Source organism: Candidatus Krumholzibacteriota bacterium (assembly GCA_034520215.1).
Classification (GTDB): Bacteria; Krumholzibacteriota; Krumholzibacteriia; order Krumholzibacteriales; family WJIX01; genus JAGHBT01.
The window spans coordinates 390,438-412,714 of record JAXHNR010000002.1 but is presented as its reverse complement, the minus strand read 5'-3'; the positions used below and the strand labels follow the sequence as shown (position 1 = coordinate 412,714).

The window sequence follows — 22,277 nt, the reverse complement described above, 5'->3', positions numbered from 1 at the left end:
GCTTGGCCAGCTAACAAAATTTACAGAAAAGATGTCGCGTGATTCTATTGTTTATGATTAAATAAAATTATGACCTATCCGCGTATATTAAAGATCAAATACACGTGTTATATAATATCAGCTCTGATATTTATCATTGCGGCTGCCTCCGGGTCGGCAGACACAGCTGAGACTTCAGCCCGGCCCAGGATAGGCCTGGCTCTTAGCGGCGGGGGAGCCAGAGGAGCCGCTCACATAGGCGTTCTGCAGGTGCTAGAGGAACATCAGATCCCGGTTGACTTTATCGCGGGAACAAGCATGGGCTCTATCGTCGGGGGGCTGTACGCCTCCGGCATGTCCGCAGGTGAGCTTGAAACGGTGATATCCAGGGTTGACTGGGAAGAGGCGTTTACAGACAGGATACTCAGGGAGGATAGATCCTTCCGCAGAAAGAGAGACGATGACCTCTATCTGATAAAGAACCGGCCGGGTATATCCAGCGATGGGTTAGAACTTCCCTCAGGGCTTATTGACGGGCAGGACATCGATCTTCTTCTCAAGCGCTATACGATTCCGGTGGTAACTGTGCGTGATTTCGATGATCTGTCAGTACCCTTCCGAGCGGTAGCCGCCGATCTTGAAACCGGCCGCGCGGTGGTGATAGGAGAGGGAGACCTTGCCCTTGCGATGCGGGCGAGCATGTCGATCCCTGTGGTTTTCTCGCCCAGAGTGGTTAAGGGCGACCTCATGGTTGACGGAGGAATCAGCAGCAACCTCCCCATAGATGTTGTCCGTGAGATGGGAGCCGATATAGTAATCGCCGTTGATATAAGCTCTCCGCTTAAAGAACGCCGGGAGCTTCGATCGGTATTCTCCATTACCAACCAACTTACTACTATCATGACAAGGAGGAACACCGAAGAACAGATCGCGTCACTTACAGATCGGGATATATTTATAAGGCCAGACCTTGGAGAAATTTCCACCGCCTCGTTCGACAGGGCGGCAGAGGCGATCCCCAAAGGAAGAGATGCCGCCGCCGAAGCGTTAGAATATTTAAAGAAGCTCTCGGTAAGCAAAAAAGATTACAGAGAGTATCTGTCGAACAGAAAGAGAGATACCAGGCCTCCCGTTATAGACAGGATCAGGATCGTAAATCACTCGCGCCTCTCCGATCTGGTGATAAAAGAACGGGTCAGACAGAAGGGAGGAGAATGCCTCGATCTGGACATGCTGGAGAACAATCTGAACCGGATCTACGGCCTGGAGCTTTTTGAATCTGTCTACTATGACATAACAAAAGAGGATGAAGAAACCGTACTTACCATCACAGCCAGAGAGGCATCCTGGGGGCCGAACTACCTTAATTTCGGAATAGCGGTGTTCGAGGATTTCGAGGGGCCGAACTTCAACATGGCTGCGGCATATACCAGAACCGCCGTCAACAGCCTCAACGGGGAATGGCGGACCGGTTTTCAGATAGGACAGGAACCGGGAGTATTCACTGAGCTCTACCAGCCGCTCGAGCACAGGCTGAAATACTTTATTCATCTAAGAGCAATTGCCGGAGAGAAAGCATGGAGCGTCTTCGATTCCGAAGGGAACAAACTTAGCGAATACAACATCAGGCGATACGGAGGCGAACTCGCCGCCGGCCGCGAGCTGGGCACCTGGGGAGAGATACGAGCCGGCCTGCTAAGAGAAACGGGTGAGTTCAACATACAGGTGGGGAATCCCGCCCTTCCCAACCGGTATTTCGAAAGGGGCGAGGCATTCGCTCAGATCTTCATTGACGAACTGGATAACCTGATGTTTCCCAATTCGGGAAGCGCCCTGAGACTGAGAGCCGCCGCGGGAAGAAAGGATATAGGTTCTGACAGAAACTATGAGCAATATACGGCAGAAGGCTCTCTTGCCTATACAATAGGGAAAAATACTGCTCTTTTAAGCGGACTGTTCGCTACGACCAGCGGCGACAGCACTTCTGTTCAGAACCTGTTTCAACTCGGAGGATTCACAAGGCTTTCCGGACTGGAACGAAATGAGCTCAGAGGACAGCAGGCGGGGCTCGTCTCGGCGACCTTCTATCGAAGGCTCGGAAACGTTCTCATGCAGCCCCTGTACGCGGGTTTTTCATTAGAATACGGAAATGTTTTCGATAAAAGAGATGATATCAAGTTCGACAGGGGGATTGCCTCAGGGTCCGCTTTCCTGGGAATTAATACGATCATAGGTTCTGTCTACGCCGCTTACGGGGTAGCCGAAGGCGGCCGAAGCAACTATTACCTGTTTCTGGGGCAGTCCTTTAATCACTGGAGGGTGGGTATCGGGGGGAGGTGAGGGATTGACAATAGGCTTATCGGTTTTACTTCATTTCATTAATAAATCTACCATTATCTTGTAGTATATATACTACAAGATAACACCTTAGAAGATATACCTCTAACATCCATATTAAAAGAAGCAGGAGATATTATTGGAATTGACGTTATAGACCATGTGATTCTTGGCAATGATTGTTTTTATAGTATGAAAGAGGGAGGAGAGATTTGATTGGTAGTATAATTTGAGAAAATTATCAACTACAACTCAACGGTTCATCATAGCGTTATACTTGAACTCAATCTAGACAGTTACAGATTAGAAGAATCAAACAAAGGAAGGAGAAATAAAAAAACAAAATCGGCCACAAGAAAATCCAGAAACTCTACCGGAAAGAAAAGGGAAATTTAATTGTCGTTAAAGAGAAAAAATAGTTGACGCTAGACAACCATAACATCCTCCCATAAAATTATTAAAACGATTTAATTATTTACTACCTAACGTCTAGCTTCAGCCGCAGGCGGGGCTGGCAGACCAGGTGCACTGCAGCTGGCATGACAGGCAAGTCTGTCTGGTGCAAGCGGGAGTTAGACGTTCTAACCTTTTATCAAACGTCCAATATTCTTATATAAATTCTCCTTTAAAACATCTCTATCTTCCGAATAATGAAGCGCACGATGGCAATTAGGGCAAACTGCAACAGCATTCTCAACACAATCAGGTCCTCCATCAGCAAGAAACCATATATGATGAACTTCAAGAAATAACTGTCCATCGTGAGTTACAAAGGGGGCTTTCTTCTCACAATTCTCACAAATACCATTAGCCTTTTCAAGAATCCATGCTTTAACTAAAGGATCACGTTCATATTGTGAGGTCTCCGCAATATTCGAAGAAGGATTTTTGTTCCCTGTGGGTTTTTTGGACATCTTCCTTTTACGAGCCCCACGAACTTTCGCCTCGAATGCGGCTGTGCCAGAAGGCCTAGACTTTTCAACTTCGGCAAGGAGTTTTTCGATTCGTTCAATGACTTTTGCTTCCACATTCGTGGCCGGTACTAAACCAGGAAGCCATTCTCTACCAATTAAAGCTAATACGTGAGAAATATTTTGTGCACGGAATTCGAAAGATTTTTCAGTACGTCCAAACTTTTTTGCTAGCGCACGATAGTAATCCTTCTTTATATATGGTTTGCCACGTCGATGTAATGAAAGCATTTCAAGGTAGGAATCTATGGAAGCTCTCAATTCCTCATCTGACCATTTGCTGCCTTCAACCTCGGAACCACGGTGCTCACCAGATACCTTGAAAGTATTTATATCCTGGATAAATCCAAGTTCATTTAAATAATTTAGTCCAAAATTCGTAAAACCTTGATATGTCACATCGGATTTCCAAGCATCTTGCTTTTCAATTTCTTCTGCGTATAAATGGGATAACTGTTTTCCAGAGTGTCCTTTTCTAACAAGTGAAAGAAGTGATGCTATGGTGTAGATCGTTGGTGTACGAGTTGGATCAGCAATTATGTGTTCACGCAGTAACTTTTTTTGTTGGTCTGAAAGAACCCATTTGTAATCAAGTCTAGCTTCGAAGTATTTTCGACCTAGTTCGCTAATTTTAACTGTTTCTTTTCCATCACGATTAAGAAGCCCCAGGCCTTCAGCAAATCTCATTAATGTTCGTGCCCTAGTTTTTGGGTGCATGACGTTGCCGCTTTTTGTTGTTTCTGAATAATATCGTGCGAGAGTAGATAAGTCCGTCTTGTATCTCTGGGCTACAAAGTAGACAACTCCATTTATATAGTTTAACTTCCCGATCGTGAATACTTGCCCTTTCATAGTTTTTCCCTAATACGTCTAACGCTCGCTTCAGCTGCTGACGCCGGCTGGCGCGGCGGGTGCTGCGCAGCCGCAGTGACAGCCAAGACCGCCAGCTGCAAGCAAAGTTATACGTTGTAGTAATATCCAGACTACATATTATTAAAATATTCCTTAATTCTCACTGAGTCATTGTGAAGCATATCTGCGAAATAGGTGATTAGCGATGGATCCTGTTCAGCACCAGGACCATTAAGTATGACACACATTTCCTTGCCGATATGCCAGTGCACCGAAGGAGAACTGTTTAAATTTGTGTTGTAGCATCCGAACAATCCTTCGGCAATTCCACCGTAAAGTGCTAGCAAGTCTGCTGAATCCTCACTCGAATCGAAGATATCCTTGAATTTGGTTATAACATTTGTTGTTAGGTGATCTGCAATATTCTGGAATTGTTGAGAAGATATCTTATCAGGTGATGACATTGCAGCACGTGTATAAGCCAGGTAAAATAACCAGAACAAGCTCATGAAAACACTGTGCTCTGGCGATTTAATGGAATGCTGAGTTTTCAATTTCGAAATAGCTGATTTTTCATTCCAGTTCTCAAAGAACATACCAGCTAGTTTATTCCCGACAGTCGAATCATCATTTGCCATCTTTACCCCTCCTTGAAGAATTAAACGTATAACGGGCTGCGGATCAGCGGCGGGAGAGGCCGCGAGCTTGCTCGCAGGCCCTACCGCCCGCTGCAGGCGCATGATAGCCGGCGCTTTAGCGACGGACAGAATGCGGATGGAAATCCGCAGCCCGTTGGCGCGGCACCACAGCGCCTCCACCCTCTTAATACTTATTTAGATATTCCTCATTCATTAATTCCTTGTCTCGCGAAGCGTCCGCGCCATCGCTGCTAATCAGCCGCGCGGCTTTTTGCGTCGGCTGAATTAGCCTTGTTAGGCTGTCAAATCTTTCATCATATCCATTAACAAAGGCCTTCGTTCAACAATTTCATCGAAGCACTTTTCAATTTGCTTTTTAATACTCATAACATTTTTTTGCGATCGAAAAGCTTGGGTTTGCAACAAATATCTCAAAGCCTTCTTTCCGACTATGAATCCATCAAGTTCTTCACGAAAAATTTTTTCAACAGTGTCCGAGAAAGAAATTACACCCGCCTTGTTGAAGGCAACTATACAGATACACCGTTCATCGAAAGAAGGAACGATATCATCGTCCTCGGGCGCATTCCGGATACTGAAATGTCCTTGTAGTGATAAATCGCACAGCCATGCTGGTGGAGGTTGATTCGTATTGCCAATTGTAGAATCCGCCCATTTCATAATTTGTCGGACCTTTATGAGGTTTTCTTCTATTGCTATCATGATCATTCGTGCGCGGGGATCTTTTTTCGGTTCGGATTCCAACGGCTCTGCTAGCCCATTTGAGTATATCTGAGATGAGACTGCATGGAGATTGGCGATTATCGATTTTGCTGCGATATCGCCAGAAGTCAACTCTAAGAAGCGACCAACAATTGAGTCATCGCCTATCTTGCATAAAGCTTCAAAGCAACGTGGCACAAGATGCACCCAAAAGTCATTGTAGTACGGCCAAGCAACATATTCGACAATGATGGGTGCAGCATCACGTATTTTTCTTCTGCCTATCTCCTCGATAATCAATCCAAGCACGCCAACCTGATTTCCACCATTTTCAATGCCAGCCTCTGCAATCTTACAAGGGTCGCATTCTGATCTTATGCACTCCAATAGTTCAGTATCCGTGGCCGAATCCCGATCTTTCCACACAGACATAATGTACTCATAGTTATTTCCAGGTTTGAATAATGAATCCATAGCCCTCTTTCGTTGCCGCCTAACGTCACTCCTCAGGCGCGGCCTTTAGGACGTCGCCTGCAGGAGATTGTTCGCAGTCCGGTTCATTGATTGTGCGAAGCCATCCACACGTTGGCAAACTCCTCGACTTTGTCCTGAAGTGTGTCCTTGATCATCCGTTGAAGGGCTTCTCGTGGTCCGACTACAAGGGAAGTGCGAGCAGACCATGATGCTACGGTATACATTTCGTTGGACTTGGTCTTGGCCAGTTGTTTGAAAGCGAGTTCAACTGTGTATGCATAGCCCACGATCCGTTCTCCTACGGTGACAGGGAGGGCGGTTACGCGGACGTAGAGCCACGGCCACGCTTTTGAGTTGAGGGGAAAAGAGTTCCTTCTGCACAGGAATTCCACTCGGTCCTGAATATCAGCCTCTGTCATGCCAATTCCCTTCAGGTAGGGCGAGAGGTTCTCCACGACAACACTGAAGGCTGACACTTCGGCAAGAAAGGGATTGCGATCAGCCGCATAGGAGAATGCGGGAAGGCAAACACACAACAATGCCACTGCAAGAACAGGAATTGACCTCTTCATTCTATCCTCCTTTGTGCTGCGAACATTGTATATACAGTTTACGTATAAACCTATATTTGATTATTTCGTCAACCTATGTTCCTTAAATATCTTTGCGATATCTCCTTTTAAGTAAGGTGCTTATTCAACTTTAATAAAACAAATAAGTTCTTATACGGTTTCCGTATAAAATCCCTTCAATATTTACAATTCATCTGCTGGACTCTTTACACCATTTGGCCCTCTATTAAAACATGCGTATATATCATTGTCGTTTTTATACCCTTATGGCCGAGAAGCTCCTGTATTGTTCTAATATCATAACCGCCTTTAAGTAAATGCGTCGCAAAAGAATGTCGCAGGGTATGGCAGGTTGCTTGCTTTTTAATATCTGCTTTTACTACAGCGCTCCTAAATGTCTTCTGCATAATAGACGGATCCAGATGGTGGCGGCCCTGTTTGTTTTTCGCTGTGTTTATCCAGCGGTTCGCCTGTGGAAATACCCATTGCCATTTCCATTCAACGGCGGCGTTTGGATATTTTCTATCGAGAGCATAAGGCATTTTAACTCTTCCCCATCCATCGGCCAGATCTTTTTTATGAAGCTTTCTGACTTCCTCTCGCGTTAAGACAACAGGAACACGTTTCGTTTTACGGGCACGGATTATATCACCAAGATCGCCGAGCTCAATCTTGAGCACATATTTGTATAGAAACAAAAGCGCGCTTAAAGCCTGATTTTGAGTTGAAGAACTTACACTTCTTTTAACTGCAAGGTGGGTGAGAAATTCGTTTATTTCCCTATCTCCCATATCAGCGGGATGTCTAAGGTTATTAAAATGGATGAACCTCTTAATCCATGATATATATGTTTTTTCTGTTCTTACACTGTAATGCCTCGATCGAAGCGCCGCTCTAGCTCGTCCCAACAGTTTTCCTCTACCCGGTTCTTTCCCCTTGTTATTACTGTATTTTCCCTTAAGTCTCTCTTCACGCACAACAGAGCTGGAAAAGGCAGCCTCCGAACTGATACTTTCGATTATATCTGAATAAATAAAACCCATATCTTCTCCCCGGATGGACAACCTTATACCATATAATCAGTTATAATGTCAAGAGTGAAACTGCCCTCTTTTTCGGGAATAGGAAGAGACAAAGTGACCACCTGGTTGTTCTCAGAAATTTTTTATCTTGAAAAAGATTGGATGAATATATTCAAGAATGCTTATCCGATAATAATCATTTTTTAAGCAATCCATTCTTCGCACAGAACTTCAGCCTGATCCAGAACCGTCTGAGTCGCCTTTTCTTACTTGTCGGTAGGATGACCCGGATCTCCTCATGCAGCCCCTCTACGCGGGTTTTTCATTAGAATACGGAAATGTTTTCGATAAAAGAGAAAATATCAGGCTGGACGGGGGCAGGTGAGGGAGTGACAATACGGCTTTTCCGTTTTACTTCATTTCTCAACAAAAAAGATACTATCACAATCAGAACAGCAGAAAGATCATCTCCATTATAAACTCGATGGGAATCTCTTCGTTCTAATCCATCCTTTCTATGAATATATCTCCTCTGAGTTTTTCAAAGACATAGGGGAACTGCTGGATCAGAAAGAAGAGAAACAATAGTTGACGCTAGACAGACGCTCTTGCCCTGAAAGAAAAGCATTTAGTAATTATTTGGTTGGCTCTAATTAGCTAAATCATCTGCAGGAATAAAAATACGGTCTAATAACCGTGGAGGAAAAGGTAAATGTACTAATTAACACTTTTCAAAGTTTAAAAATTGGCCTAATATTACCTTAGGTTGAAGAGGCGAAAACACTATCTTCTTAGGCAGGTAAAGAAGAATAGTGTAAGCATAGCTAAAAGTTACGAATATCTTATATAAACTGATAGGATAATCTTTTTATGACAACAGGTCTGATTACTAAAAATCAACCAAAAAGAGCTGCGAGACCTTTTCTCAAATGGGTTGGAGGGAAAAATCTTTTAATTAATGAATTAATATCAAGATTTCCTCAAAATATCAAAGATACCGGCAAGATTAAAAGATATGTTGAACCATTTGTTGGTGGTGGAGCTTTATTTTTTTATCTGATGAATAACTTTAAAATAGAAAAGTCTTTTTTATTCGATATCAATAGGGAATTAATTGTAGGATTTAAAGTTATCAAAAATAACCCTTCAGAGCTCATTAATGAACTAAAAATAATTGAGAACAGGTATGTTAGGAGAGAAGTTGTTAATAGAAAAAAAATGTATTACCAAATCAGGGAAAAGTACAATAAGCAAATGCTTAAATTTAATTTCACTGATTATACTGATAATTGGGTTGAAAGAGCAGCATATCTAATATTTTTAAATAAAACCTGCTATAATGGTCTTTTCAGGCAGAATAGCAAAGGAAAATTTAATGTACCTTCCGGAAGGTATAAGAATCCTACAATCTGCGATGAAGTCAATATCCTAGAGGTTAGTAAAGTACTTAAAAATACTAAAATAGTTTGCGGAGACTTCGAGAGGGCCAAAAGGCATATAACTAAAAACAGCATGGTATACTTTGACCCTCCCTATAGACCTATAAGTAGTACGTCTAATTTTACCGGCTATTTTAAAGATGATTTTAACAATGAAGATCAAATAAGATTGGCTGAATATTTCAAGAAAATGAACAAGAAAGGCGCTTATTTGCTTCTCAGTAATTCGGATCCCAAAAATTACAATGTGGATGACGATTACTTCGATGATCTTTATTCGGGATTTAATATTGAAAGAGTGACTGCCAAAAGGGTTATCAATTGTAATGCTGAAAAAAGAGGCGAAGTTAAGGAACTGATTATAAGGAATTACGATGCGTGAAACTAAAAATCAGAAGGCTTGGAAAGAAATAGACAAGCATCTAAATCTTATTGAAAAGATAGAAGAACAAGGGATATATAAAATTTCTTCAACTGAAATAAAGGATATTTCAAATAGGGAACCCCGATTAATGGCCAAATTTGATCATTCCGAGAACAGACCGGAAATATTTAAGGAGAATGATATTTCAATTCTACCCGTTGCAAGGAAAGACTATGTGCTTTTAAAGTTCAATTCTTATTGTGAGGTTAAATATTCAGATAAAAATAGAATGATTGACAGCTCAATTATTGATGATTATGAAACAATTGATTTAAAAAGTATCACTTCTGAGGACAATGCCATAGTTATCTCTGATATTTCGAAAATGTTATCCGAATTTCTGGACGATGAAATAAAGTTCACAGCCAGAGGAAAATTCGGCACTGATGATTTTAAATTTAAGGTTAAAACATTTGATAGAGATAGAGAAATTACAGTTTCAAAAACTGGAGCCGAACTTGATGCAGGATTTGAGGGCGACCAGTTTTATATTGTTGAAGCTAAAATAGGCAAAGTGAATGATTTTAATATCAGACAGTTGTACTATCCTTATAGACATTGGATGTCTAGAATCAATAAAAATGTGATTCCGGTATTTTTTTCATATTCTGACGGTGTTTTTAGTTTTTGGAAGTTCGAATTTGTTGAATACGATAATTTCAATTCGATAGTCCTTTTAAGTAGAGCTAATTTTTTATTTCAGGAAGAAATACAGCCAATTCCCGATGAAATTCTTGATATCAAGGACTTTTTACCAATTGATCCTGCGAGTATTCCATTTCCGCAGGCAGATGACTTTGAAAAGGTTATAAATATAATGGAGCTGGTTAAATCGGACGTTAACAGTAAAGAAGATTTCGCAGATTATTTCTCTTTTGATCCAAGGCAGGCGGATTACTATTACAACGCCGCAAAATATTTAGAACTTGTTACAAAAGAGAAAGGGATTGTATGTCTGACTGAATTAGGGGAAGAACTCGTGAAACTTCCCAGAAGCAAGAGACATGAGGGTCTGATAAGACAAATATTCAAGCATAAAGTTTTTTATGATTCCTTTAATGCCTTGAAGTCAGGCGATGAATCGATAGAAGCCATTACAGAGATAATGAGAAAGAATTCAGTTTTAAATGGTGGTACAGAAAGTACTTTAAGAAGAAGAGCATCAACCATATTATCCTGGTGCAGGTGGATTGAGGAAAAGATTGAGGAAAGTAAAAGGGTATGATGAGGTGACGGAGACCACAACCGTGTGGTCTTTTCCTCAAAGAGGAAGTTGGGTTACACATAATTCGGATTACAGGGGTAATTTCGCACCTCAGATAGCGACGAATGTAATTCTGAGATACTCAAAAGAAGGAGATCTGATTTTAGATCCCATGGTTGGTGGGGGTACAACTTTAATTGAAGCAAAATTATTAAACAGAAGGGCAATAGGGCTTGATATTAACCCGGAAGCCGTAAAACGAGCACAGAGAAATATAACATTTAAAGGTGATTATAAGTATGAACCTGAGGTTAAAATTGGCGATGTAAGAACCTTAAATGGCATTAAAAATGAAAGCGTTGATTTAATACTCACACATCCTCCTTACCTTAATATAATCAATTATTCAAATGGAAAAATCAAAGGTGACTTATCGAATATCGGTGGAGTCAAGAAATTCTGTTATGAATTAGAAAAAGGTATTGCGGAATTTTTCAGGGTATTAAAAGAAGACTGCTTTTGTGCAGTTTTGATCGGGGATACTAGAAGAAATCGGCATTATATTCCTTTGTCTTCATATGTTTTAAAAAGATTTCTTAAGCAGGGTTTTGCTCTCAGAGAAGATGTTATAAAAATCCAGCACAACTGCAAATCCAACCCGTACTGGCAGAAGATGTCAGAGGAATTCAATATTCTTCTTATAGCGCATGAGCATTTATATATTTTCCGAAAACCCAGAAGCGATGAAAATTTAAGCAGAATCAGATATAGTATAATTAGTTGAATATATATCACTCGATGCTTCGATCATTAATTTTCTGATTTCGCCAAAATAATGTGTATTCCGGTGAAAGTTGCCACTCATTCCGGTTTTAACCTGCCACCCCTGAGGTACTTTCTATTCCCTGCTGTTTAACCATACCAAAGTGGCAGGTTTGATCCGGAATCTACACAACTATCTGATCAGGAATGAGCAAAGCAGATTCACTCTTATTTCCATGCCTATAGACAGCAATAATTTTATAGAAGAAAGTCGACCCAACATTCCATTCGGAATCAAAAGCATCTGTTTCCGATGTTGCAGATATTTGGTTTGCCAAACTTGGGAGAAAATCTTCAAAGATCCAATGGTAACTGCCGCAGCCATAGATCGAATGGTTCATCATAGCGTTATACTTGAACTCAATCTAGCCAGTTACAGATTAGAAGAATCAAACAAAGGAAGGAGAAATAAAAAAACGAAATCGGCCACAAGAAAATCCAGAAACTCTACCGGAAAGAAAAGGGAAATTTAATTGTCGTTAAAGAGAAAAAATAGTTGACGCTAGACACCCTTGTTTTGTTGGTACCTTTTATTATACAATTGGAGCCTATGGAGGACTTTATTAGCGTAAAGAGTTGTGTGACTGAGCTGTGATTAGCTGGTATGTTTCTAACCACAGCTCAGCTGAAGCCTTTTTCAAGAAATATCAATCAAAAGTCTTTATTTCTTAAAAAGAGCAGAAACGTAGTTTGACATTTCTTGTGGAGACTGGTTCGAAAAAGCTTTGCCGAAGCCTTTCTTGTAAGACTTGTGAGACTGACCAGGCATCTGTACTAGGGGTATGCCCGAAGGATAAAAATTAATGCGGAGTCCATCCTCAGTCACTTTACTGATCTTGTCTCCATTCCTAAAGTAACCATTACTATTTGACATTATTCACCTCCTTTCCCCAAGTTGAAAACTCTAATTAAGCATCATATACTTCCATCTCGTTGATAACGGATACATACTCATCAACTGCCTCCAAATCCATGTCACTCACAAAAGCCCCTTTAAACCGTTCTCTTCCCCTTGAATGTTTAACAAGCCCATCACCCTGCCCTAGCAATTTGTAAGCATCTGATTCTTCTATAATAATCCTGCTTGCAGATTTAGTGGCTGTCTTAAAGGCAATTCTGCCAGGGCAATTTGCAGTCAGCTTGGTGGGTAAAACTGTTGATTTAGGGTGCTGGGTTGCAAGAATAATTGATATTTTGAGGCTCCTGCACACAGCAAGAAGTCCGGCAAGTCTGTCTCTATCCTCAAATCCGTGAACTTCGTCTATTATCGCAACCACTTTAGGTAATCTGTCAAACTCCTCTGTACCTATAATCTTTTTACGGAATTCCGTCATATCTTCAAGATAATTTATGAAATCGATGAATTCATTATCATCTTTTGCTATAGGTATTTTCATATGAGGGAGTGCTTCAAGTCGGCGAAGATCTCCCTTGTGATCTGAACAAACCAGCCAAAGATTTTCAGGAGAATAACGACATGCAAGGCCGAGTGCGATAGATTTCAGGCATATCGTTTTCCCACTTCCAGTACTGCCGCCTATGAGGTAATGAGGATCTTTACCGAAATCCAACAGTGTCGGTTTTCCGTAGCTGTCTTTTCCGATGGCCGCTTTTATTGAATCATCTGAGAGGTCTTTTAAGTCATAGAGAAGTTCTTTTAAATAAACTGTCTTGCATTCCTCAGGCTTCAAAGGTATTTCAAAGACCACGTTATCCTTGAAATATATCGATATCGGGTTCCTTCCTATTTTAATCTGAAGGTCATTTACAATCCGGGAAAGATTTGTTATCACAGGTCCTTCCCTGCCATTTCTTGTAAACTTAATAGTCATCGATGTCATACCTATTATTTTGTTATTGTCCATAATGCCGAGACGGACCCCTTCCATCTGATAAGCCATGCGAATTATAGTCTCTTCTATGAAATCCATTTCATCATGGAGTTTCTCTCGAGCTTTATGTATCTCGTTCGGTACATCAGGTAGTATTTCAAGAGGGAGAGGATTCTTTAAAAGTATATCCGGTAGGTTTCTGTGCATATCTGGATATCGGCTCTCAGTTTTATTTGAACTTATTACTTGGCTTTCAGTATCTTTTTCATTTTCACTATGATCGAGTGAAGAAGAATTAGAAGCCATGTTATAAGTTATTCCATTGATAGGTTTGGTTGCCTGAGGATATAAACTTGCTCCTGATAATGATTCTTCTTTTTCATCCTCAAGGAGAAAATCAAGGGTTGCATAATACATTCTGTGCGCCAATCTGATGATTTCAGAATGGTGATTCTTTAAGAAATTCATAATATTCCTTGCCCCCTTTGAGATCATATTTCCTGCTGAAATAAAAAGATTTTTTATATTCTTGTGGTTAATAATTGACAATCTGAATCCGAACTGAATTATCGCGATTACCAGTAAAGAGATAAAAAGCAGTCCTCCGATTATTCCATACTCACCCATACTGCTTTTAAGAACTGCTTCTCCTATAAGGCCTCCCCATGGTTTGCCTGCATCTCTAATCCTGCCGATGATCTGCATAAAAAAGATTGATATGATAAGAGAAGTCATTATACCTGCTCGCTTTCCCCTGCCCGGCACTAAACTCCCGGAAACGTTCTTTGTCAGGTAAGCCAATATCATTGCCCATGCAACGAGAAGTCCTCCCTTACCCACCAAAAACCTCAAAGAATGCAAAGGATACCTGCCAATTTCCATTACAGTTTCAGTCCATGGCGTCCTGATGTATTCAAATCCATATAGAAGGAGTATGAAAATTCCAGCCAGTAACAAACCATATTTTCTTAAAAATGACTTATTATTTGCTTTTCTCTTTTTTCTTTTCATGACATCCTCCAAAATTCATGTTTTCTGTTTTAGCTTGCGGTTTCTTCGGCGCCAGATTCTCCGGACTCAGGATCATCCTCAATTTCCTTTTTTGCCTGCCTGTAATCCGCTATTGAGGGCATGCCCATTTCTATTCTCCTCTGGAGAATTCTCATCGCGATTCTTAGAGCCGCAGGGCTGGTATTCTTGGAAAGTTTCCACAGGAATTCCGGATACAGGTAGTTTGTTGAGTTCTTCGCTTCCTTTTTGAAATAGGGTTCCTTTTTGGGGTCGATCTCTTTCACCAGTTTGTCTATTGTCCAGAGATCGAGCATTTCAATAATCGTATCCCTTTCAACACTCTCAAGATCCTCGGAATCAAAATTGATAATATACCTTCCATCCGGGAGCAGAGTCATATTTTTGCGAAGGAACCTTCCGAGATCCTCAGTGTCCCTATCCATACTGATGTAACTTAACAAAAGCCTCTTATATTCAGGGCGAACCAGCATCTTTTTGAGTGTTCCAGCAGCATTGCCGAGAAGGGGAGTGTTCGGATCAGGAGAAGAGCCCCCCGTTGGCCCATAAAGAAAACCAACCAGGATTATAAGAAGATCTACAGTGCATCCAATGAGAATGGCAACAGGTTCAACTTTCTTAGAGGAATCTTCATCGACCGCGGGAGAGTTTATCTTTTCTCTTCTTTCAGCTTCAAGCTGTTCAGTCGATTTGGGCATAAAAGTAAGTGCGTTCTTGAAAGCACTGTAAACGTACTTGATAGATTCGATTGCATTAGAATCGTCAATCCTGATATCTCCGGGATTCGGCAGAGGAGAAAGATGTTCAATGGAGCTTCTTAACTCCAGCATTTTCTCTTTGAGAATGGGATCCGGGCAGGTGTACTTCTTGCCTTTATCATAAAATCCATCTTCGTTCTGCTTGAGCCGCTTAATGAGCCATCCGTCAAGAATGGCTATCTGTTCGTCTCCAATGAACTTGTTTGCTCTGAGAATGTCAACCTTAAAGGATTTAGAAAAGTTGTCTACATTATGGACATCGAAGTTCTCAGTCCGCGCAATCATATTATTATATACGTAATTCAAACTATCCCTGAGAGCCTGTATATGCGGAATACGAGAACGCATGGTATGAAAATCTGTCATTCTCTTTCTCCAGCGTGGTCCCTGCCCGTCCCTTACTTTACAACCACAAGAGGATCCCTCTTTATCTTCTAACTCAGCCATTTTTTCTGAATGCTCGGCAAGGTCCTCGGAAGCGCGAACAAATGTGTCAAAAGTGCTGATCCCTTTTCCCAATGTTTCCATTGCGTTATAGGCTATGCCATCTGCTTTGACCTCTATTCGTTCTCTAGCCCCTATGGCTTCATCCCAGTATGAAATTCCATACCCGGTAGAAATCATCATCGCGAGTACGATCATTACTACCCAGGCAAATCTTCTTATTAATCCTTTTGAGCGTTTGAATTTAATCACACTGGCGATCAGGAGAATTTGAACTCCGAAGGTGATAAATATGGGGAGAAACCATGTAAGCCAAGCTTCTTCAGCATGATAAGCATAGGTTGAGCGAAAACCATAGTAGGTAGAATTAAAACTGGCAATACTGCAGAGGACTATTGCTATGGCCAGCAGTGAATCGATTGAAACTCTTCTCTTCTTTTTCGCTTGATTGGGTATGTCTACACGCACTGTAATGCCTCCTTTTCAAATGGTTAAAGTACGTCATTAATTGCCAGGCGGATAAGCGGTGCTAGAAATTCACCAGCGGATATATTTTTTCCAAGAGGGCGCGTAGGCATAGGTGACCTTATGGCCACGAAGTAAGTCAATCTCTTGTAGTTGGAATTTCTCAATACAATTCCACCTGTCATTAAAAGATCAGTTATCTCATTATGATCTTCTGTTGTACCAGTTCCTGTCTTTCCGATAGCAAGTTCAATCCTTGGATCGTTTTCGGGTATTAAATCTGACATTCTCTGACCGGTTCCCCCCAAATGCACCACTGAACTGAGTACACTTTCAACGAAATCTCTGGATCGATAGTCATCCAGCCAACTTTTTATTCTTGGCCTGAATGAATCCGACATAATAATTCTTTCAGAGCTTCTATATTTTCGGACAGATTCTACAATATGTGTTTCTCTATCAGGGAGGCCCCCGTCATCTATATAAGCCAGCAAATCTGATATGAATGTATGTACTCGTTGAGGTGTAGCAGAGCAATGTCCCAGAACAAATGCAGTAGCCAGAGGAGTACCATCCCACAAGGTAATCCCAAAATCCTTCTTTGCCTGAATAATTTTATTCCTGTCTGCTCTTATCATTCGGTTCAGCAGGGGAAGATTAAGTGACCTTGCGAAAGTTATTTCAGCTGGATAATATGCATCACGCTCTGAAGAAGATTTTACACCAGGAATGCCTCCAGGATTCCTTACACCGGGGATACACTTATTAATAAACATATCATCAGGAGAACAGTTTTCATCACCGAGAATTACCGCACAATAGGCTTTGCTAATTGAGCCGAGTGTTCTCCCGCCGATTCTATGCTGATATTTTCCATCGGAATTTCGCAATGAATTTTTTCCAAAGTATGCGCCCGCTGTATTAGAGTAAAATCGTATTATCCGCCCGTTTTCATCCGCCATCGCGAAAACTATTTCTGCTGTATTATACTTGGAATCTTCGTAGATTAATGGGATATTAATTTTGTCCTTATAGCACTTCTCCAGATGTGAAAGTCTTTCTTCAAACTTTTCCTTGAATGTCCGGTTTGCCACCGCATCAATAGATATGGTTACCGTCGCAATTTCTTCTCTGAAAGACCATCCGAACCTTTCCAGAAGTTCAGCTATAACTGAATTGCTTTCACCTTTGACCGCATATATTGAAAGCCTCTGGGGATTTGCATAGGCCTTAAAAGTTTCTGATTCATCTGAGGGTAAAATTCTTAGCCATTCCGGATCAATTCTTACTGTCGGAGCAGACATGCCTTGTAACTCGTTAATAGCGGCATTCTTTTCTGTCTCATCCATGTCAATCTGGGAAATTCCGTAAACAGCCCTTCTTCGTGTTTTTAAAAATTGCGTTTCGTCTACCGAATAAGAATCTTTACGAAGGGGTTTGAGCAAAAAGTGATGTTTGACTGCCGCTGCCAGCAGCGCCTGCTCTGCTGCAGAAAGCTCATTGGGTGTTTTGTTAAAAACGGCCAGGGAAGCCGGGCTGATGCCGTGGAGAACGGCACCGAAATCCGATCCCCTCGCTCCCCTGGCCACGGCGAGATGTAGCGAAGCCCAGCGGATAATGCCATCTTCGCCTAATCTTAAATACATTGCCGGAGTATATAGTATTTCCTTTAATTTTCTGTTGTAGCGATACTCAGGAAAAACAAACGAGCTGTCATCTATGAGCAAGGTCCTAATTATCATCATTCCTAGAGTTGATCCTCCAAATTTTCCTCCCGAAACAACGGCCCGAATTAAACCCACCGGATCAAGGCCCATGAACCCCGGGAAATTACCGAGGTTACGGTCTTCCAGAATTCTAAGAACTGACTCCCACACTTCAGGGATTTCTGGTGACGCTTCAAAAGTTTTGTGATCAATTCCCCAGCTTCTACTGGTTGAGAAATCAGCGTGAGGATCTATCGCGCCAGCAATAATGCCGCAGTACTTTCCGCTAGAATCGTATATTGCCGGGTGGAGGCTCCTAACATGAGCGTAATCCATTTTCGGCCAGACATAGGAAGAAACTAATAAGGAAATTAAAATGACTAATATCAAAATTGAACTGGCGAGTATTAAACTGCACCTGATAATTTTTTTTCTATTTCCATATATAGTGATGCCCTTTATACGTGATGCATATTTAATTCGCTGCAGCATAATTCCTCCTTTGACTTGGAGACAAAATACCATTGAGCATATAAATATTTTTCTAACTTTTTATTTGGAATTTCGTTTCCGGAGATGGAATGGATCGTATCAATATTACTATTTATCTTCGTTATTCATTAGGGCTCATATTTTCAGTTGGAAGCTGCACCAACACTATTGAAAGTTTCTCTATCCACTTATCTATGCTCAGTTCCCAGTTCCATTCACAATTATGTAAGCCTTTTATCTCCTCAATAAGGGTATGCTCACAATATTCTAAGCTCTCAGAAATAAGTGTTAAATCTTCAATATACCAGGGTTCCGGTTCAATCTTTGACAACTGCCAATGAAGAAAATCAAATTCCCTTCTGATCTTAACGAGATCCGGAAGTACACTGAGATCTACACCTTTCGGTTCAATCCCCAACAACTTGCAACATTTAATTTCCTCAAGAAGTTCTTCTAATCTATTAGTTGTGCTTTCGCAAAGGGTTCTCACTTTAAATAAATTATTCTTCATAAGATTCTTCCATTCATTTTTTGCTCTAACACTCAATAGATTTTAAAAGATGGGGGCGGGATTAATCGCCCCCATCTTAAATAAGAGCTGCTAGAAACCGATCCTGGGAGGAGGGAGAAGGGTATTACCGGGCCCTATCTCTCCAATCGTGTTTCCCAAAGGATCTCTTATAAAACCTCCCGGACCGATATCCATCGGCATAGGGTCACTAAGCGGTTTAAAGCTATTCAGGTACCTATCTCGATGCCCCAAAATGGTGCCACCTATATCTCTAACCGGATCAATGGGGTCAGCTACAGGCTCAGGAAGGTCATTGTAATAATCTTTCTTATGATTAATGCTTCCATATCCAGGAAGTTCATAATCATCATTATCGTCACAACCATAACACCAGCAATTTCCGCAATTGTAACACATAGCAACTCCTATTCTTTTAAGCTTCAAATCACTGATTAAAACTATCAATTTCAAAATTTTCGTAGAATGCATCACCACCGGGAAGGCGTGTAGTCACAGTGAATCCATTCCCATCACTCCAGGGATGAAAATGCGTGTCACCCCCATCCTCAAGCGGCATACTTGACTGGCGAATAATATCCTTTTCGAATGATTCCATTTCATCTCCTCTCTTTCTACCCCTAGTCGTTTTCTGTTTTGTGGGCAACGGGGCTTTTTGCCCAGAAATTTTTACCTGCTGCTTATATATCTTTTAGGATAATAAGTTTTCTGACATTTACTGACAGGTACAATCAGAATTGTTTTACAAGAATTATTCGCTTCTACCCAATTATAATTTGAACAGAGAAAATTACGGACAATTGTCGACGACACTTAAAGGACAATTTCGTAATCACGATTTATATAAATTAAAAGAAAATTAAAGCTTCAGACAGTTTACATCTTCTGTCAGTGATTGTCTGAATTTTTGGAATATATCTGCATATAAAAATAGAGGCCCATAAGTTTGGACATTATTTATTCACCAGGAAAACATTTACCTGTGCGGGAAATGATAGTAATTAAACCCTCATTTTATGATTCTTATACAAAGATTAACCCTAAGGGAGAACAGTATGAAAAAACATGCTTCATCTCATGGATTAGCAGTACTCGTTTGCACAATATCAGCTGGATTTATTGTCAAAATTTGCGAGGAATATTATCCCAAAGCGGTGCAACTTATTAACAAGTTTAGTGATTACTTTGTCAGGCTATTTGATCTTAAATATTCAGTTAATACAATTTCTGTCCTTGCTATCGCATTCATTCTTGCATGTATCTGGGGATGTGCATTCTCCTTCATGCACGCAGATTAGACCTGATTCTTATTCTTTCGTCTCAATTTCGGCATTTTCTCCACTAAGCCCGTATTTAATAAAGGTATTTCTGCGGGATAATACAGCTAACCTCTGAGCTTCAGTTTTGTCATCTTTTAAATAAATATCAGGATGAAGATCAAATCCAAGACCTATGTATACTCCACTCCAATTCTTTTTCCCAATTCCAAATTCGATATACATGCGACGCCTTGATAATACCCTTTTCCCTCTCTGATGTTCTCTTTTAGCCGATTCTAGTTCAGAAATTAATTCTTCTGCTCTTAGCTTTCTTGTATAAGCAGTGTCAATATTCATATCCAGGCTATTTGGCATCTGAGTCTTACTTTTATCTATTTTGTCGTCCTGAAAATCTAATACTTTTGGGCCAATCAAATCATCTTTGCCCTTGAGTTCTCTTGTAAACTTATGATACAAACTTCCTCTAGCATAATTCTCAAAAGGGCGAATTCTGTCCCAGTTTTCAATCATTTCGCTATAAAGCAAACTCATGGCAATAATCTCAAGTTCTTTATCCGTATATCTATTCGAGACAACTTTCAAATTATTATTTGCTCTTAATCGCCCTATAAATTCTTTGGCAAATTTATTTAGTTCATTTATAGAAAGGTCTTCAAGCATAATACTGTTTCACCTCGGAAATGAATCAAAAAGGTCCAAATAATATGTTATTCAAAACAGAACCTTTCTTTAAGTTCTGTCTGTTGCCACAACCAAGCCCTACAGAGAACATTCGAAGAATTTTCCTTTCAAACGAAAATAACCCATGTGAATTTTCGTCAAAATCTTTGCCTGCTAATACATCAACGACACTTATCCCAATTTCACCCCAGCCGCTTGAAGTGGATCCGTCTCTATTTAATCTTTTCAAATATTTTGTATGCTCACCTGATTCTTTACCCATAGGCTCATGCAGATAATAAGGCAGGTTAATTGCCAGGGGGAAAAGTGCCATATATACGTCGTGAGAGGAAATTCTTATATCACGGTCCAATTCCCTTGAGGCATGCCATGCAATAATTGCAAGCCTTACAATCGTGAAGAGAATAGCCCACCTTTTTACAATAACATCACAATTATAGGCTCTAATATCCCCCCCATCTGTCTTAAGAGTATACTTTCTTTTTTTTAAAGTATTTATAACGTCTTCCAGGACTAAGTCATATTTAGCGCACCATCTATCCAGTTCTTTTATTTCATCTTCTTTTAAATCTCTTTCGCCCGCTTTAACTACCTGTTGTACTTGCCCGAATATTCTTGAACATTCCATATGTTGGGGCACTTCTTCGCCTTCCCATTTATCCCAGAGGTCTCTAGCTACTCCTAAACCTTCTTCAATTTGATCTAAAGTACTTACATATTCCTCTGGTTCAGATCCTTTCTCCATATAAGTCAAGGCTTCTTCGATTATTTCTTCGGCCCATTTCTTGGCTTTTTCTTTTCTTACTTTTTCATCACGTTCATCTATAAATAGGCCTTGAACTGGCAAACTTCTTTTTCCATATCTTGAGGAATATGATACTGTTGGGTGGCTTGTATTATGGATAAGCTGCAAAATATCCTCGAGGTCCAATGTTATTATACCAATGCTGGCAAGTTGCTTAATCCTTTCACGGAGTTTTATGGCACCCTCAGAAATTATTTCAGTCCAATCCAAACTTTTTGCTCCCGTACCCTTTAATTGAGTATTTGTCTGTTTTTCCATCATCCATTCAAAAAATGCTACATCCTTGGCATTTTCTAAGAAGTCCGACTCGCCATATCTTGTTATTGTAACGGCTGAAACTGGATAATCCGCGAAGGTAGATAGAATAAGGCCACCAATATAACAGCCCCAGAATTCACTTCCAGCAGACGGTGTTACCGGCGGTTCCTTCAAGACTGATATGCCTGAACTACTAATTCCAAGTTTGGAAAGAGCATCCTCAAGGTTGGGCAAGGGGCTCAAATCTGTATACTTATCTTTATTTCTTCTAACTCTATCTAATACAGGGATTTCTTCTTGTGTCAGCGCGTAATCAATTACAAATATTTCTGGCACCCATCCAAGTTTATTTAACAATTCAGGTTCTCTGGTTATACAAACCCATGATGAATCCCTATAGGCACGAGCTTCTGATGGTGTAGCAATCCATTTTACGTCGAACCATTTCTTTAATCTCGGAGAAAGTCCGTCCTGAGGTCTGAGACTGTCTCTATCATCTAAAAGCAGAATGCGGATTTTGTCAAAACCTGCCGCCATCATT

17 protein-coding genes and 2 pseudogenes are annotated in these 22,277 nt (G+C 40.7%); 6 read left to right on the top strand and 13 right to left on the bottom strand.

The window, feature by feature from the left end; translation table 11 throughout:
• The first annotated feature begins 69 nt into the window (after positions 1–69).
• Positions 70–2,319: a patatin-like phospholipase family protein gene (locus U5O15_08375; GenBank protein ID MDZ7860659.1), complete on the top strand. Its 2,250-nt coding sequence runs from the start codon at positions 70–72 to the stop codon at positions 2,317–2,319.
• 45 nt (positions 2,320–2,364) lie between these two features.
• Positions 2,365–2,532: a JAB domain-containing protein gene (locus tag U5O15_08370; protein ID MDZ7860658.1), complete on the top strand. Its 168-nt coding sequence runs from the start codon at positions 2,365–2,367 to the stop codon at positions 2,530–2,532.
• Positions 2,533–2,897: 365 nt separating this feature from the next.
• Here the strand turns inward: U5O15_08370 and U5O15_08365 are convergent, their stop codons facing one another.
• The 5 genes and pseudogenes from U5O15_08365 to U5O15_08345 all read right to left on the bottom strand — a co-directional run bounded on the left by U5O15_08365 (position 2,898) and on the right by U5O15_08345 (position 7,457).
• Entirely contained in the window at positions 2,898–3,974 is a 1,077-nt protein-coding gene (locus U5O15_08365) for an HNH endonuclease (protein ID MDZ7860657.1), read from the bottom strand.
• 296 nt (positions 3,975–4,270) lie between these two features.
• Positions 4,271–4,777 carry a hypothetical protein gene (locus U5O15_08360; protein ID MDZ7860656.1) on the bottom strand — a complete coding sequence of 169 codons (507 nt, stop codon included), beginning with the start codon at positions 4,775–4,777 and terminating at the stop codon, positions 4,271–4,273.
• 294 nt (positions 4,778–5,071) lie between these two features.
• The gene (locus tag U5O15_08355) at positions 5,072–5,974 is read right to left on the bottom strand and encodes a hypothetical protein (GenBank protein ID MDZ7860655.1); all 903 of its coding nucleotides are present in this window, start codon (positions 5,972–5,974) and stop codon (positions 5,072–5,074) included.
• Positions 5,975–6,057: 83 nt separating this feature from the next.
• A complete protein-coding gene (locus U5O15_08350; GenBank protein ID MDZ7860654.1) occupies positions 6,058–6,546 on the bottom strand; it encodes a hypothetical protein in 489 nt (162 codons plus the stop codon).
• Positions 6,547–6,729: 183 nt separating this feature from the next.
• Positions 6,730–7,457: pseudogene (locus U5O15_08345) on the bottom strand (phage integrase N-terminal SAM-like domain-containing protein).
• A 981-nt stretch (positions 7,458–8,438) separates the two neighbouring features.
• Between U5O15_08345 and U5O15_08340 the strand changes: the two are divergent.
• The 4 genes and pseudogenes from U5O15_08340 to U5O15_08325 all read left to right on the top strand — a co-directional run bounded on the left by U5O15_08340 (position 8,439) and on the right by U5O15_08325 (position 11,930).
• On the top strand, positions 8,439–9,389 hold the full coding sequence (locus tag U5O15_08340; protein MDZ7860653.1) for a DNA adenine methylase: 951 nt from the start codon (positions 8,439–8,441) through the stop codon (positions 9,387–9,389).
• Positions 9,382–10,656, top strand: coding sequence for a hypothetical protein (locus tag U5O15_08335; GenBank protein MDZ7860652.1), 1,275 nt, complete (start codon positions 9,382–9,384; stop codon positions 10,654–10,656). Before U5O15_08340 ends, U5O15_08335 begins: the two co-directional genes overlap by 8 nt.
• Positions 10,634–11,419 carry a DNA methyltransferase gene (locus U5O15_08330; protein MDZ7860651.1) on the top strand — a complete coding sequence of 262 codons (786 nt, stop codon included), beginning with the start codon at positions 10,634–10,636 and terminating at the stop codon, positions 11,417–11,419. The genes U5O15_08335 and U5O15_08330 overlap by 23 nt, the downstream gene beginning before the upstream one ends.
• 319 nt (positions 11,420–11,738) lie before the next feature.
• Positions 11,739–11,930: pseudogene (locus U5O15_08325) on the top strand (ATP-binding protein).
• Between the two features lie 435 nt (positions 11,931–12,365).
• Here U5O15_08325 and U5O15_08320 read toward each other — a convergent pair.
• The 8 genes from U5O15_08320 to U5O15_08285 all read right to left on the bottom strand — a co-directional run bounded on the left by U5O15_08320 (position 12,366) and on the right by U5O15_08285 (position 22,276).
• On the bottom strand, positions 12,366–14,300 hold the full coding sequence (locus U5O15_08320; protein MDZ7860650.1) for an FtsK/SpoIIIE domain-containing protein: 1,935 nt from the start codon (positions 14,298–14,300) through the stop codon (positions 12,366–12,368).
• Between the two features lie 29 nt (positions 14,301–14,329).
• Positions 14,330–15,988, bottom strand: coding sequence for a hypothetical protein (locus tag U5O15_08315; GenBank protein ID MDZ7860649.1), 1,659 nt, complete (start codon positions 15,986–15,988; stop codon positions 14,330–14,332).
• Positions 15,989–16,011: 23 nt separating this feature from the next.
• Complete coding sequence (locus U5O15_08310; GenBank protein MDZ7860648.1) at positions 16,012–18,183, bottom strand: transglycosylase domain-containing protein; 2,172 nt, start codon at positions 18,181–18,183, stop codon at positions 16,012–16,014.
• 121 nt (positions 18,184–18,304) lie between these two features.
• Positions 18,305–18,694, bottom strand: a complete 390-nt coding sequence (locus U5O15_08305) for a hypothetical protein (protein MDZ7860647.1) — start codon at positions 18,692–18,694, stop codon at positions 18,305–18,307.
• Positions 18,695–18,784: 90 nt separating this feature from the next.
• Positions 18,785–19,183 (bottom strand): hypothetical protein, encoded by a 399-nt coding sequence (locus U5O15_08300; protein MDZ7860646.1) that lies wholly within the window; start codon positions 19,181–19,183, stop codon positions 18,785–18,787.
• Entirely contained in the window at positions 19,140–19,310 is a 171-nt protein-coding gene (locus tag U5O15_08295; GenBank protein ID MDZ7860645.1) for a hypothetical protein, read from the bottom strand. The genes U5O15_08300 and U5O15_08295 overlap by 44 nt, the downstream gene beginning before the upstream one ends.
• 709 nt (positions 19,311–20,019) lie before the next feature.
• On the bottom strand, positions 20,020–20,652 hold the full coding sequence (locus tag U5O15_08290) for a hypothetical protein (protein MDZ7860644.1): 633 nt from the start codon (positions 20,650–20,652) through the stop codon (positions 20,020–20,022).
• A gap of 25 nt (positions 20,653–20,677) precedes the next feature.
• A complete protein-coding gene (locus tag U5O15_08285; protein MDZ7860643.1) occupies positions 20,678–22,276 on the bottom strand; it encodes a hypothetical protein in 1,599 nt (532 codons plus the stop codon).
• Position 22,277 lies beyond the last annotated feature (1 nt).